This is a genomic window from Burkholderia sp. F1, from assembly GCF_050813845.1.
GTDB lineage: Bacteria > Pseudomonadota > Gammaproteobacteria > Burkholderiales > Burkholderiaceae > Burkholderia > Burkholderia ubonensis.
Genome location: NZ_CP172422.1, coordinates 1,716,565 through 1,731,717 on the forward strand (window position 1 = coordinate 1,716,565; position 15,153 = coordinate 1,731,717).

The window sequence follows — 15,153 nt, forward strand, 5'->3', positions numbered from 1 at the left end:
GCCGAACCATGAACGACCTGCGCCCCGGCGACGACCGGGACGGCGGCATGCGCGACCGGCTGCAGCCCGCGCTGCTCGACCGGCTGACCGACACCGACCCGCAGCGCCGCGCGGAGCCGCCCGGCGCGCAGTGGATCGGCGCCGAGCGGCTGCGCGCGGCGGTGCTGCGCGATCTCGCGTGGCTGCTCAACACGCGCAACGCGGAGGACGGCTTCGTCGACTGGTCGGCGTTCGCGCACGCGCAGGCGTCGGTGCTCAACTACGGGATGCGGCCGCTCGTCGGCAAGCCGATGTCGGGCGTCGAGCGGCTCGCGGTCGAGACGTCGATCCGCGACGCGATCGTCCGCTTCGAGCCGCGCATCGCGCCCGCCAGCGTCGAGGTGCGCAGCGTGCCCGATGCGCCCGGCGGCGCGGCCGGCGAGCGGCGGCACAACGTGCTGCTGTTCGAGATCCGGGGCACGCTGTGGTCGGTGCCGCATCCGGTCGAATTCGTGCTGCGCTCGGATCTCGATCTCGAGACCGGCGCGATGTCGCTGCAATCCGCGGCGGGAGCCTGACCCGATGGAGACGCGCCTGCTGGAGTACTACAACCGCGAGCTCGCGTACCTGCGCGAGCTGGGCGCCGAGTTCGCGCAGCAGTTCCCGAAGGTCGCCGCGCGGCTGCGGCTGCCCGAGTCGGGGCCGCCCGATCCGTACGTCGAGCGGCTGCTCGAAGGCTTCAGCTTTCTCACCGCGCGCGTGCAGCTCAAGATGGACGCGGAGTTTCCGCGCTTCACGCACGCGCTGCTCGACGCGGTGTATCCGGGCTACGTCGCGCCGCTGCCGTCGATGGCGATCGTGCAGTTCGCGCCGGTGATGAACGAGGGCAGCCTCGCGCAGGGCTGGCGGCTGCCGGCGGGCACCGCGCTGCGCGCGCGGCCCGCGGCCTCCGAACAGCCGACTGCGTGCGAATTCCGCACCGCGCACGACCTGACGCTGTGGCCGCTCGAACTGGCGGACGCGGCGGTGACGGGCGCGCCGGCCTACCTGCCGCGCGGGATCGTTCCGGCCCGGCGCGACGTGCGCGGCGCGCTGCGGATCCGGCTGCGCGCACGCGGCGGCGCGCATCTCGCGCAATTGCCGCTCGACCGGCTGATGTTGCATCTCGCCGGCCCGGAGCGGGAGGCGCTGCACCTGCTCGAACTGATCGCCGCGCATACGCTCGGCGTCGTCGTTCACGATCCCGGCCAGCCGCCGCGCTGGGCGCACGCGCTCGGCGCGGACGCGGTCGTTCATCAGGGCTTCGACGCCGGGCAGGCGATCCTGCCGGACGACGGCCGCAGCTTCCACGGCTACCGGCTGCTGCGCGAGTATTTCGCGTTTCCCGCGCGGTTCCTGTTCTTCAGCATCGACGGGCTGCGGCCCGCGCTCGCGCGCGCGACCGGCGACGAATGCGAGCTGACGCTGCTGTTCGATCGCCACGACGCGGCGCTCGAGGCCGCCGTCGACGCGCGGCATCTCGCGTTGAACTGCACGCCGGCCGTGAACCTGTTCAAGCGCCGCGGCGACCGCATCCCGGTGGCGCCCGGCGTGCGCGAGCATCACGTCGTCGTCGATCGCAGCCGGCCGCTCGACTACGAGGTCTATGCGGTGGAGCGGCTCGCGAGCGAGCCGCGCGATGAAGGTCAGATGCGCGGGCCGCCGCGCGAATTCCGGCCGTTTCATGCGTCGTTCGCCGGCGACGACGGCAATTTCGGCGCGTATTACACGGTGCGGCGCGAGCCGCGTCTCGTGTCCGCGCAGGCGCGCGCGAACGGCACGCGCACCGGCTACGTCGGCAGCGAGACCTACGTGTCGCTGGTCGACAGCCAGTGCGCGCCATACGACGAGTCGATGCGCTACCTGGCCGTCGACACGCTGTGCACGAACCGCGATCTCGTGCTGCTGCAGCCGCCCGGCGACGCGAACACGTTCACGCTGCGCGTGTCGGCGCCCGTCGAGCGCATCGTCGCGATCCGCGGGCCGTCGCGGCCGCGTCCGCCGATCGCCGACGCGCAGACCGCATGGCGGCTGATCCGCCATCTCGGGCTCGCGCGGCACACGCTGACCGATCTCGACGACGAGGAGGGCGCGCACGTGCTGCGCGAACTGCTCGGCCTGCACGCGGACCCGGCCGACGCCGCGATGCGCCGGCAGATCGACGGCGTGCGGCGGGTCGCGTTCGCGCCGGTATTCCGCCGCCTGCCGGCCGCCGGGCCGCTGATGTTCGGGCGCGGCGTGCAGGTGGACGTGACCGTCGACGACCACGCGTTTTCCGGCGACAGCCCGTTCCTGCTCGGCGCGGTGCTCGAACAGTTCTTCGCGCGGCACGTGTCGATCAATGCGTTCGCCGAATGCGTGCTGACGAGCGCGCAGCGCGGCAGGCTCGCGCACTGGCCGGCGCGCGTCGGCAGGCGGCCCGCGATATGACGCGCGCACCGGACACCCGCGGCGCGTTGGCCGCAACGCATCCCTCCGCCGCCGCCGCTGCGGCGCGCCGCGACGCGTTCTGGGCGCGCCTGCGCGCCGCGCCGCAGGGTTACGACCTGTTCGACGCGCTGCGCTGGCTCGACGCGCTGTCGCCCGCGCATGCGCCGCTCGGCCGCGCCACGCGCCCGCGCGACGAGCCGGTGCGGCTCGGCCAGGCGCCGTCGCTCGCGTTCGCGGCGGCGATGCTGGCCGGCGTGGACGACGGCGGCGCCGTGCCGCGCATCGCAATCCACGGTTTCGGGCTGTTCGGGCCGAACGGGCCGCTGCCGTCGCACCTGACCGAATACGCGCACGAGCGCGCGAGCCAGCACGGCGATCGCGCGTTCGCCGCGTTCGCCGACCTGTTCCATCACCGGCTGATCCTGCTGTTCTATCGCGCGTGGGCCGACGCGCAGCCGACCGCGAGCCTCGACCGGCCCGCGCGTGCGCGCTTCGACGGCTACGTCGCGAGCCTGATCGGGCGTGCCGCCGCGGCCGATGCGTCCGACGCGCCGGCGAATTCGGCCGATGCGCTCGCGCCGCACGCGCGCTATTTCCACGCCGGCCATCTGGTGCGGCATACGCGCAACCCCGAAGGGCTCGTGCAGATCCTGCGCCGCCATTTCGGCGTCGCGGCGCGCATTGTCGAGCACGTGCCGCAATGGGTGGCGCTCGACCGCGCGCAGCGCTGCGCGCTCCACGCGACGCGGCCGACCCAGCAACTCGGCGGCGCGGTGCTCGGCATCGCGGTGCGCGATGCGCAGTCGCGTTTCCGGATCGTGCTGGGCCCGCTGTCGCTCGACGCGTACCGGCGGTTCCTGCCCGGCGGCGCGTATGCGCGGCAGCTCGCGCAGTGGGTGCGCGAATACGCCGGCGTCGAATTCGACTGGGACGTGCAGCTCGAGCTCGCGCACGACGCGGTGCCGGCGCTCGCGCTCGGCGCGCCGCACGGGATCGGCCGTACCGCGTGGCTCGGGCGGCGGCTCGACCCGGGGCCGGCGCGCGACCTGGTCATCCGCCAGGCCGCGCGTCATCGTGAACCTGCCTAAACAAGCCAAGCGGGAGCCGTCATGTCCGATATCGGCCGCGTCACCCTGTTCGGAAAACTGAATCCGTTGCTCTACGAGACGCTGGAGCAGGCGACCGGCTTCTGCCGGCTGCGCGGCAACCCGTACGTCGAGCTCGCGCACTGGCTGAAGCAGATCCTGCAGCGGCCGGACGGCGACCTGCACCGCATCCTGCGCCGCTTCGAGGTCGACGCCGCCGCGCTCGATCGCGCCATCGTCGCCGCGCTCGACCGGCTGCCGCGCGGCGCGGGTTCGGTGTCGGACCTGTCCGCGCACATCGACGACGCCGTCGAGCGCGCATGGGTCTACGCGACGCTGAAATACGACGCGGCGCAGATCCGCGGCGCGACGCTGCTGCTCGCGATCCTGAAGACGCCGCAACTGCGCAGCGTGCTGTACGGGGTCGCGCGCGAGTTCGAGCGCGTCGTGCCGGACGTGCTGGCCGATGAACTCGAATCGATTGTCGAAGGTTCGCCCGAGGCACAGCCGGTCGCACGGGCGGGCCTTGGCGGCGACGCGGCGTTGCGCGCTGCGCCCGCCGGCGACGGCTCGGCGCTCGCGCGCTTTGCCGTCGATCTCACCGCGCGTGCGCGCGCCGGCGAGATCGACCCCGTCGTCGGGCGCGACGCCGAGATCCGCCAGATCGTCGACATCCTGCTGCGGCGCAGGCAGAACAACCCGCTGCTGGTCGGCGAGGCGGGCGTCGGCAAGACCGCCGTCGCCGAGGGCTTCGCGCTGCGCATCGTCGCGGGCGACGTGCCGCCGCCGCTGCGCGACGTCGTGCTGTACCTGCTCGACCTCGGGCTGCTGCAGGCCGGCGCCGGCGTGAAGGGCGAGTTCGAGAGCCGCCTGCGCGGCGTGATCGACGAAGCGATGTCCGGCGAGCGGCCGGTGATCCTGTTCATCGACGAAGTGCATACACTCGTCGGCGCGGGTGGCGCGGCCGGCACCGGCGACGCCGCGAACCTGCTGAAGCCGGCGCTCGCGCGTGGCCATCTGCGCACGATCGGCGCAACGACGTGGTCCGAATACAAGCAGCACATCGAGAAGGACCCGGCGCTGACGCGGCGCTTCCAGCTCGTGCAGGTGAGCGAGCCGGAGGAGGACGCCGCGTTGACGATGCTGCGCGGCCTCGCCGCGAAGCTCGAGGCGCATCACCGCGTGCTCGTCTTCGACGACGCGTTGCAGGCGGCCGTCAACCTGTCGCATCGCTACATTCCGGCCCGCCAGCTTCCCGACAAGGCGATCAGCCTGCTCGACACCGCGTGCGCGCGCGTCGCGGTCAGCCAGCACGCGGTGCCCGCGCCGGTCGAGGACGCGCGCCGGCGCATCGACGGCCTGCGCGTCGAACGCGAGCGGATCGCGCGCGAGTGCGCGCTCGGCGCCGGCGACGCGGCACGGCTCGACGGCATCGACACGGCGCTCGTCGCCGCGCAGGCCGACCTCGACCGGCTCGACGCGCGCTGGCAGGCGGAGCGCGCCGCGCTCGAGACGATCGTCGGCGCGCGCACTGCGCTGCTTGCTGACGAAACGCCGGACGCCTCGGCGCGCGCGGACCTGCAGGCGAAACTCGCCGGCGCACAGGCGGCGCTCGCCGCGCTGCAGGGCGACGCGCCGCTCGTGCTGCCGGCGGTCGACGCGCACGCGGTGGCGGCCGTCGTCGCCGACTGGACCGGGATTCCGCTCGGCCGGATGGTGCGCGACGAGACGCAGGCGGTGCTGAATCTCGCCGATACGCTCGGCGAGCGCGTCGTCGGCCAGCGCCACGCGATCGAGCTGATCGCCGAGCGCATCCAGACCGCCCGCGCGCGGCTCGACGATCCCGCGAAGCCGCACGGCGTGTTCCTGCTGTGCGGCCCGTCCGGCGTCGGCAAGACCGAGACCGCGCTGGCGCTCGCCGACACGCTGTACGGCGGCGAGCACAACGCGGTCACGATCAACATGAGCGAATTCCAGGAAGCGCACACGGTGTCGACCCTGAAGGGCGCGCCGCCCGGCTACGTCGGCTATGGGCAGGGCGGCGTGCTGACCGAGGCGGTGCGGCGGCGGCCGTACAGCGTCGTGCTGCTCGACGAGATCGAGAAGGCGCATCGCGACGTGCACGAGCTGTTCTTCCAGGTGTTCGACAAGGGCTGGATGGAGGACGGCGAAGGGCGCGCGATCGACTTCCGCCACACGGTGATCCTGCTCACGTCGAACGTCGGCTCCGAGCGCGTGATGCAGCTGTGCCGCGATCCGCAGCGGCTGCCCGATGCGCAGGCGCTCGCCGATGCGCTGCGCGCGCCGCTCCTCGACGTGTTCCCGGCCGCGCTGCTCGGCCGGCTGACCGTCGTGCCGTACTACCCGCTGACCGACGCGCTGCTCGCGCGCATCGTCGCGCTGCAGTTGCGGCGCATCGAGCGGCGCATCGATGCGCATCACGGCATCCGGCTGCATTGCGCCGACCCGGCCACCGCGCTGATCGTCGAGCGTTGCCGGACGATCGAATCCGGCGGCCGGATGGTCGACGCGATCCTCACGCACACCGTGCTGCCGCGCATCAGCCAGGCGATCCTGCGCGCGACGCTCGACGGCCGCGCGCTGGCGGCGATCGAGGTGGGCGCGGCCGACGGCCAGTTCGTTTACCGGTTTGTTTACCAGTTTGGCGAGGAGGAGACGACGTGACCCGCGTGTTCACACTCGACAGCCCGAACGGCGACGACCTGAAATTCCACCGGCTCGACGGCGAGGAAGCGCTCGGCCGCCTGTTCGAATACCGGATCGAGGCGCTCGCCGACAGTCACAGCCTGTCGCTGAAGGACCTGCTCGGCAAGCCGGTCACGGTGCGGATCGCGCAGCAGGACGGCACGACGCGCTACCTGAACGGGATCGTCGCGCGCGCGTCGCTCGCCGGCCGGCGCGCGGAGCGCTACTACGGCTACGCGCTGGTCGTGCGCCCGTGGCTGTGGCTCGCGACGCGTCGCTCGGACTGCCGGATCTTCCAGAACAAGACCGTGCCCGAGATCGTGCAGGACGTGCTCGCGCCGTACGGGTTTCCGATCGAAAACCGGCTGACGGAGTCGTACGCGCCGCGCGACTACTGCGTGCAATACAACGAAACCGACGAGGCGTTCGTGTCGCGCCTGATGGAGTTCGAAGGGATCTACTACTACTTCCGGCACGCGGCGCAAGCGCACACGCTGACGCTGTGCGACGCGATGTCGTCGCATGCGGCGCTGCCCGGCTACGCGACGATTCCGTTCGTCGCGCCCGACCGCACCGCGATCGCCGACGAGGAGCACGTCGACAGCTGGCTGCCCGCGCAGGAAGTGAGCATCGGCAAGCACCAGACCAGCGACTACGACTACACGAAGCCGCGCGCGGACCTGTCCGCGCAGCAGGTCGATCCGCGCGGCCACGACCACGACGGCTTCGCGTCGTTCGAATGGCCGGGCGGCTATCGCGACGACGCGCCCGGCGCGCACTACAGCCGCGTGCGTCTCGAGGAGCGGCAGGCGGAGCACGAGCGCGCGAGCGCGAGCACCGACGTGCGCGGGATCGCGCCGGGCTGGCTGTTCACGCTCGCGCATTGCCCGCGCGCCGACCAGAACCGTGAGTACCTGATCGTGCAGTGCCAGTACCGGTTCCAGGAAAACGCGTACGCGACCGGCGGCGGCGCCGACGCGGTCGTGTATGCGTCGCAGGTGCTCGTGCAGCCGTCGAGCCTGCCGTACCGGCCGCCGCGCGCGACGCCGCGGCCGCGCACCAGCGGCCCGCAGACGGCGACTGTCGTCGGGCCGCCGGGCGAGGAGATCTGGACCGACCAGTACGGCCGCGTGAAGCTGCAGTTCCGCTGGGACCGCTACGGGCAGAGCAACCAGGATTCGTCGTGCTGGGTGCGCGTGTCGAGCCCGTGGGCAGGCGGCGGTTTCGGCGGCGTGCAGATCCCGCGCATCGGCGACGAGGTGGTCGTCGATTTCCTGAACGGCGATCCCGACCAACCGATCGTGACCGGGCGCGTGTACAACGGCGAGCGGATGCCGCCGTGGGGGCTGCCCGGGAGCGCGACGCAAAGCGGGTTGCTGTCGAGATCGTCACCGGGCGGGACGAACGAGCATGCGAACGCGTTCCGGTTCGAGGACAAGAAGGGCGCGGAACAGCTGTGGATGCATGCCGAGCGCAATTTCGACGCGGAGACGGAGGCCGATCATTCGCTGTCGGTCGGGCACGATCACACGCATACGGTCGGCAACGACGAGACGATGCAGGTGAAGAACAACCGGCAGAGGAGTGTCGGACGGGACGAGACGGTGAGCATCGGGCAGGACAGGGTTGCGCAGATCGTGAGGAATGAGACGCATGGGGTGGGGGGGAGCCGCAGCGTGTCCGTCGAAGGCGATAGTTCGCATACCGTTGCGAAAGGCAATCACAGCCTAGCGGTGGTGAACGGAAAGCATGACGTGTTCGTCAAGGGAGACAGCACGCATGTCGTCGAAGCCGGGTCGTATGCCGCGCAAGTACAGAAAGGAAACTATTCCGTCGACGTTCACAAGGCCGTATCGATAGGTGCACGCAATTACATCGAGATGGGTGCCGGAAACAGCGGTCTTTGGATCAACAAGGAGAACGTCGGGGTTTCGATTGGCGGAATCGCGAGCGACCTCGGCGTCGCCATTACCGGTCAGGCTGGTGGCGTAAGCATCGCCGGATACGACAAAGGTGTGACCATTGCCGGCTATGCGCAAGGTGTGTCGATCCTTGGTGAGAACGATCTCAATCTTTCAGGAAAAGCGACGGCGAATCTGCAGGCGCCGAAGATCTATATCGATAACGGAAAGGATAGTTGTGAAGTCAACGTCACGGCGACGAAGATCGTCCTCTCGACGAAAGGCGGCTCCGTCACGCTCGATGGATCGGGCGTGACGATCCAGGGGACGATTGCCCACATCAATTGATTTCGACCGGCACTCGCCGGTTGCCCGGTTGCATTCGATGCATGGGAGGCATTCGATGGAAAACGAATCGGATCAGATGACGGGCGACGACGCGTTCGAAGCGGAGACGGTCGACGCGTTGCGCCGGCTGTTCGCCGGCGATGCGACGCCGGACCGCGCTCCAAGCGCCGAACACCGCGAATCGTCGACGTTGATCGGCGAGGTGACGGACACGCATCATCCCGACGCGATGGGCCTGATTCGCGTGAAATGGTCGATGCAGGACGGCAATACGTGTGAGCGCTGGCTCGAATGCGTGGACGGCGTGAAGCCCGGCATCGGCGACCGCGTGCTGCTGCAGTCGCCGGCGAACTGGCCCGAGCATTTGATCACTGGTCTGTTGAAGCGGAAAGGTCGCGGCGAGCCGGTCGAACCGGTTGTCGTACCCGATCTTGCGCTTTCGCTCGAAGCGGACAAGTGCGTACAGGTGTCGGATGCGTCGGGCTGCCCGCTGCTGCAGGTGCGAGCATCGCCGGACGGGCCGGTCGTGACGTTGCTGAACCGGAACGTGAACATCGAAGTCGCCGGCAAGCTTCGGCTGAGCGCGCAGACGCTCGAACTGGAGGGTGGCCGAGGCGGCGTCGACATCCGGACCGAGGCGGACACCGTCGTGCGCAGCCGGTATGTCCGGTTGAACTGACGAGGAAGCCTGCCACCATGCATCGCGAGTTCGCCGCCATCGAATCGTCGATCGAAGCGTTCATCGAGCAGCCCGACGATCCGACGCTGTTGCTCGAAGCGACCGATAACGACGTCGTGCCTCTTCTGAAAATGATGCAATCGCTCGACGAGCGCGTTGGCGATGCGATTTTCCTGATCTTTCCGTTTCCATGCGACGCGGCGGGCGCATACCTTCAGACGTGCATGGAGACGCTTGCCCGGCAGATCGACGAAGAGAACGGGGCGCGCGTCGAGCGTGGCGAAGCGGGGTGGTTGTCATTGCCGCTGACGTGTACCGATCCGAGGCGCGCACCCGCGGAACGGCTGCGCGATGCCGTCATGCATGTTCGCACGCTGGTGCCGGAAGGCGTGAAGGTCGTCTGGGCCTGGTTGCCGTCACCGGTTGGCGACGTCGGCGGCTTCGCGAAGTTGATGCTGCCATGTCTGGCGCTGAACGGCTTTGAAGGCTGGATGGAAGGGCATCGGTTCTGCATCCGCGACGAGCGGAATCATCCATGCCTGATTCCGCTCGCTCGCGAGAAAAAGGCAGAGCATGTGTTGATCCTTCCGGTGGATTTCTCGTCCGAAAAGGCAACCCGCAATCTGGTCGCCACCGCGAACGATGCGGCGCAGCCGATCGAGCAGCGCATGGGGGCCTTGATGCAGATCGCGGCGATCGACCTCGCGCACGGCCGGCTGCCCGACGCACAGCGCAAGTATTACGCGCTCTTTGCGTTTCATGCGGAGCGCAAGGATGCGACAGGTTGTGCCGTGGCATTGCATGGCCTGGGTGATGTGGCGTTGCGCCACGGGGCGCCGCGCGACGCAAAGGACTGGTACGTACGGGCGCTGCCGGCCGCGCTGGATGGTCGCAATCTGCTGGTCGTGCTCAATTCGCTGATGGCGATAGGCAATTGCTGCAACGCGCTCGGCGAACATGCGAAGGCGGCTGTCTATTTCGAGCTGGCGAGCGGTGCCGCCGGCAGGCTGATGCTCGTGCATACGAAGATCGAGGCGATGGAGAAAGGTGGCGTCGCGCTGCTCGCGTGCGGCAAGGCGGCGGAAGCCGCGAAGGGCTGGATCGATGCGAAGGGTCTGTGCGAGCAGTTCGGCTGCGAACGACAACGCATCGGCATCCTCGATCGGCTCGTGTCGCTTTGCGGGAACGCCGGACTGAAAACCGAGGCGAGGGCGTACGAGCTCGAAAAGGATCCGCTTTACGTGGCTCGCCTGCGTGGCACCTCGGCGCCGGTCGCGCATGATTCGATGGCCGGATATGAACGGGTACGGCAATGAGTGAATCGGCAAACCGGTTGACGCGCGCATCCGAGCCGTCCGAGAGCCATGCGACGCAATCGGAATCGAAGGCAGACACCGCGTGCGAGTCGCTGCTCGATACGGTCAAGTCGACCTTCGATCCGTTCAAGCAGACGTTCTCGTCGGACGGCGGCGCGCTCCATCATGTCAGCGAGGCGGTGAATGCGCTTGCATCCCTGCAAAGTGCGCCGTCGCAGTTGCTCAATACCGGCATCGCGCAGATTCCGCTGCTCGACAAGATGCGGGGGATGCCGGCTGCCACGATCGGCGTGCCGCATCTCGGCACGCCTCATGCGCACAGTCATCCGCCGAGCAGCGGTTTTCCGTTGCCGAGTATCGGTGCGACGATCGGCAGCGGTTGTTTGAGCGTGCTGATCGGCGGTACCCCTGCGGCCCGCGTGCTGGACATCGGTATTGCGCCTACCTGTGGCGGGCTGACGCCGTACTTCGATATTCAGACGGGTTCGAGCAATACGTTCATCGGCGGGATGCGTGCCGCGCGCATGGGAATCGACATGACGCGGCATTGCAATCCGATGGGGCATGCGGGGAAGTCCGGCGGAGAAGCGCAGGGTGCTGCGGCGAAGGGCGAGGAAGCCGCGAGCGAGGCGGCCGAGATGTCGAGCCGGGCGCGCTGGATGGGGCGTGCCGGTAAGGCGTGGAAGGTCGGCAATATGGCAGTTGGGCCTGCGTCGGGCATGGCGGGCGCTGCCGCCGACGCGAAGCATGGCGAGGAACTGGCGGCCGTGATGATGGCCGCGCAGACGGCCGCGGATGCCGCGATGATGCTGCTTGGCAATTTGATGGGCAAGGATCCGGGGATCGAGCCGAGCATGGGCGTGCTGATGGGCGGCAACCCGACGGTTCTGATCGGTGGGTTGCCGATGCCGGATGCGCAGATGATGTGGCATGGTGTCAAGCATGGCCTTGGCAAGAAGGTGCGGCCGAAGCTGCCGAAATGGGCGCAGGAGCTGACCTGTGAGTTCTGGGGCGAACCGGTTAGCGCCGTCACCGGTGAGGTAAAGAACGATTTCACGGACTATGAGACTGACGAGGTCGTCCCGTTCAAATGGGGCCGCCACTACTGCAGTGGCTGGCACAAGCGGGACGACGTGCTCGGATACGGATTCCGGCATGCGTGGCAGCATGAACTACAGTTGCTGCGAACGCGCGCCATTTACACCGATCCGCGCGGAACCGAATACACCTTCAACAGACGGGCGGGCGGGACATATGGCGGCTGCTGCCAGGGCTACGAGATCGAACAGCTTGACGGCGAGCGCTTCATCGTCCGGCATGAGATGGCGGGTGACCTGGAGTTTGAGCGGGCGTCGGCAACGGATCGGTCCGCTCGTTGCGTGGGTCATGTCCGTGACGGGGCACGCAGCAGTCTGCACTGGAATGCGCATGGGTGTCTCGCGAAAATCGAGCAAGCCGATGTACGAGGCCATGTTCGACGGATAGCTCAATTTCACCAAGACGAGTCCGGGCGGATCGTCGAAGTCGCGCTGACCGAAGTCGAAGGACAGATCAACCGAATTGCTCGGTACGAATACGATACGGACGGCTGTCTGGTCCGCTACCGCAACGCGCTTGACGCAGTCTCGGCCAGTGAATACGACGCGCAGCGGCGCGTGGCACGACTTACCGATGCGAACGGCTACTCGTTCTTTTATCGCTACGACGGTGAAAGCCGCTGCTTGGAGAGCACCGGGCAGGACGGCATGTGGCACGTCAGGTTCCAGTACCAGCCGGGGCGAACAGTTGTCACTGAAGCGGATGGCGGCAGGTGGACGGTTCTCTATAACGACGTGGGGACGATCACCCGTGTCGTTGATCCATACGGAGGTGCAACGGAATATGTAATCGGCGAGAGCGGGCGCATCACCGAGGAAATCGACTCGGGCGGGCGGGTCTTGCGATGGCTCTACGACGCGCATGAGCGCAACACCGGACGTATGGACCGTTGGGAGCACGTCTGGCCTGCCAAGGACGAAGCGCCGGATTTGCCGGACCCGTTGGCACTCAAGGTGCCCGACACGCCGCTAGGGTTGCAATGGGGTGAGGTCAAATCAGAGGACCTGAGCGGCGCGACGTTGCTGCCCCAGAAATTCGCTAGCGTCGTCGAGACAATCTTTACGCGAGAGGTCCCTGTATCTACGCCGCGGGAACAACGCGATGCGGCCGGTCGGACTATTGTCCGTATCGATGAATATGGCGGGACTGAACGGTTGCGACATGACGCGGCCGGAAATCTGGTGCAGCGTCGTGACCAGGACGGACGTAACTACTTCTACAGTCCCGTGTCATGGAATCTGCGTGAGAGTGAAACCGACCCGCTGGGGAACACTGTCCGATACAGGTATACGGCGAAGCGGGAAATCGCGGCCATCGTCGATGGCAACGGCAACGAAAGCGTCTATACATACGACCTCAAGAACCGCGTTACCGGTGTTCAGCGCCACGGGGTGCTTCGGGAGACGTACGCTTATGACGCTGGCGATCGACTGATCGAGAAACGGGATAGCGCCGGCAACATCCTGTTGCGCTTCGAGGTGGGCGTCGACGGCTTGCGCAGCAAGCGTATTCTTGCAAGCGGCGAGGTGCACAGCTACGAGTATGACCGGCGCGGCCACTTCACCAAGGCATCAACAGACAAGTTCGATGTCACGATGGCGTACGATGCACTCGGCCGGCGTACAGCCGACGAGCGCGATGGCGCCGGCGTTAAGCACGTCTATGCCGGAAGGTGCCTGACCAGCACGACTTACTTCGGGTGCCTCACGGTGCGCCACGAAGCAGTTGGCAATGACGAAGTGCTGATCCACACGCCTACTGGCGGTGTCCATCGGCTCCAGCGCACCCCGGAAGGCCGGATTCTGTTGCGCCTGAGTAACGGCACCAATATGCTCTGCGCGTTCGATGGGTACGGCCGATGTATCGGGCGGCTCGTTTGGCCAGAGGGCGACATAGGAGATGTCCATTGTGTGCAGTACCAGTACAGCGCGACCGGGGAACTGCGGCGCGTGATCGACAGCGCGAGCGGCACCACCGAGTACCAATACGACGCTGCCCATCGGCTGACCGGCGAAACGCGCGATGGGTGGCCCGTGCGGCGCTACGAATATGACCGAGGCGGCAATTTGTTGTCGACGGCTGCATGCAAGTGGATGCGCTACGCTGAAGGCAACCGGCTTGTCAGCTCATCTGCCGGTGTGTTCCGCTACGACCACCGGAATCACCTGGCCGAAGTGATCGACGGGAATAACCGCCGGACGACCTATCATTACAACAGCCTGGACCTGCTGGTGAAGGTGACGTGGAGCGATCGGGGCGAAGCATGGACGGCGGAGTACGACGGGCTGTGCCGGCGCGTTGCCAAAGCGATAGCGGACGCGCGTACTACGTACTACTGGGATGGCGATCGGCTGGCAGCTGAGGTCAGGTCGGACGGACGGTTGCGAATCTATGTGTACGTGAACGAGTCGGCGTTCTTGCCGTTCATGTTCGCTGATTACCCTTGCGTCGGTGCCTTGCCAGAGACAGGGCGTGAGCATTTTGTGTTTTGCAATCAGGTTGGATTACCCGAGTGGATCGAAAATAGCGATCGCGAGGTAGTGTGGCGCGCAACGGACATCGATCCTTACGGAGCGATACAGGTTGCAGCCGGCAATGCTGTCGAGTATGACCTGCGCTGGCCGGGGCACTGGTTGGATCGGGAAACAGGGCTGCATTGCAACCGGTTTAGGTCATACAGTCCCATACTCGGTCGATATCTTCAAACGGACCCAAAGGGCCAGTCGGGCGGGGTGAATATTTATGCATATCCTGATAATCCGCTCGTGTTGATTGATGTATTGGGACTGTTTCCTGCTCGAAAAAATAATCCAAATAAAAAAAGGGATCAAAACTCGGGGGCTCATGCCCATGGAAATAATAGGTCCAATCAATCCAAGGATGGAGAGGCGGATCGGGAGTCGCCTAGCGAGGACATCGCTGCCCCCCCTAAGCCGCCAAAGTTTACGTTAGACGACGTTGATTGGGACCATGTTCTGGAAGGAAAATTCCACGACTGGGGTTTTACGGGAGGGCATCATGCGGATTCCGTACAAACAAAGCATAGAATAAGAATAACCAGGCGGTCGCAGTCATATGGTTTGAACGCCCCATATAAGGCGGACTTTTTTAGAAATGGGGAGGAGATATGGAATGGGAAGGATATGTTTCCGGACAGCTGGAGTGTTGATGATGTAAAGAATCGCGTTTTGGATGCGCTAAATAGAAGCATTGTGGAAGGGGCGGCGCCTAAAAACCACCGGGGCGATCCCGCCAACATTAGAACATTTACGGCGACTGTTAGCTGTGACGGTGTTGAGTTCGAGATAAGTGGAATTATCGATAATAACAAAGGCGCAAAATATAAAATTACACAAGTGAAGCCAACAAGCGATCACGAGAGGTTGACTTGAAATCCGGTGCGGTATCAGCCGAGCACCTCGGCGAGTTCGGGCGTCTATGGTTTCCTTGGCCCATGCGACGAAGCGTCGCCAGTGGTATTTGAATTGTTTCCAGACGATCTCGATCAGCTCTCGCGCGTCTGCGGCCTGTCGAGCATCGTGATGAAGCCGAATCCGCGACGGGGTCGCACA

8 protein-coding genes are annotated in these 15,153 nt (G+C 66.6%); all 8 read left to right on the top strand.

Annotated elements, in window-relative coordinates; translation table 11 throughout:
* Positions 1-8: 8 nt before the first annotated feature.
* The 8 genes from tssE to ACFIMZ_RS26650 all read left to right on the top strand — a co-directional run bounded on the left by tssE (position 9) and on the right by ACFIMZ_RS26650 (position 14,973).
* Positions 9-557: a type VI secretion system baseplate subunit TssE gene (tssE, locus tag ACFIMZ_RS26615; RefSeq protein WP_060104730.1), complete on the top strand. Its 549-nt coding sequence runs from the start codon at positions 9-11 to the stop codon at positions 555-557.
* A gap of 4 nt (positions 558-561) precedes the next feature.
* On the top strand, positions 562-2,448 hold the full coding sequence (gene tssF / locus ACFIMZ_RS26620; protein WP_431825256.1) for a type VI secretion system baseplate subunit TssF: 1,887 nt from the start codon (positions 562-564) through the stop codon (positions 2,446-2,448).
* Positions 2,445-3,536: a type VI secretion system baseplate subunit TssG gene (gene tssG, locus ACFIMZ_RS26625; protein ID WP_431825257.1), complete on the top strand. Its 1,092-nt coding sequence runs from the start codon at positions 2,445-2,447 to the stop codon at positions 3,534-3,536. The genes tssF and tssG overlap by 4 nt, the downstream gene beginning before the upstream one ends.
* Before the next feature lie 21 nt (positions 3,537-3,557).
* The gene (tssH, locus tag ACFIMZ_RS26630) at positions 3,558-6,218 is read left to right on the top strand and encodes a type VI secretion system ATPase TssH (RefSeq protein ID WP_431825258.1); all 2,661 of its coding nucleotides are present in this window, start codon (positions 3,558-3,560) and stop codon (positions 6,216-6,218) included.
* Positions 6,215-8,488, top strand: a complete 2,274-nt coding sequence (gene tssI, locus ACFIMZ_RS26635) for a type VI secretion system tip protein TssI/VgrG (RefSeq protein WP_431825259.1) — start codon at positions 6,215-6,217, stop codon at positions 8,486-8,488. Before tssH ends, tssI begins: the two co-directional genes overlap by 4 nt.
* A 55-nt stretch (positions 8,489-8,543) precedes the next feature.
* Positions 8,544-9,167, top strand: a complete 624-nt coding sequence (locus ACFIMZ_RS26640; RefSeq protein ID WP_431825260.1) for a hypothetical protein — start codon at positions 8,544-8,546, stop codon at positions 9,165-9,167.
* Positions 9,168-9,256: 89 nt separating this feature from the next.
* Positions 9,257-10,483, top strand: coding sequence for a hypothetical protein (locus tag ACFIMZ_RS26645; protein ID WP_431825261.1), 1,227 nt, complete (start codon positions 9,257-9,259; stop codon positions 10,481-10,483).
* Positions 10,480-14,973 (top strand): RHS repeat-associated core domain-containing protein, encoded by a 4,494-nt coding sequence (locus ACFIMZ_RS26650; RefSeq protein WP_431825262.1) that lies wholly within the window; start codon positions 10,480-10,482, stop codon positions 14,971-14,973. The genes ACFIMZ_RS26645 and ACFIMZ_RS26650 overlap by 4 nt, the downstream gene beginning before the upstream one ends.
* Positions 14,974-15,153 lie beyond the last annotated feature (180 nt).